Here is a 247-nt window from a genome sequence, read left to right on the forward strand (position 1 = left end):
CGTAATTAACCGTCCAAGGGCCAATTCCTTTTAAAGTAAGCCATTGGTCTAAATCATCCTCCTTGGGGTGAATAGCACAAAATTCAGCGTGATTATGCAGTGCATTTTTACGTGCCTGCGGCATTTTAAAAAAAGCAAAATCACTACCTGCCACTACTTCAGGTGCTGGAAAGTACACATTTTCCTCTTGCTGATCTGCAAGCTGCTGCACTAATTGAGTCACTAGATTATGCGCCGCAGTCACACT

Annotated in this window: 1 pseudogene; it reads right to left on the reverse strand. The window is 43.3% G+C overall.

The window, feature by feature from the left end:
- Positions 1 to 247 (reverse strand): annotated as a pseudogene (locus tag SB765_RS32570) (hypothetical protein); the annotation flags it as partial.

Source organism: Pseudomonas sp. SIMBA_067 (genome assembly GCF_046534675.1).
Classification (GTDB): domain Bacteria; phylum Pseudomonadota; class Gammaproteobacteria; order Pseudomonadales; family Pseudomonadaceae; genus Aquipseudomonas; species Aquipseudomonas putida.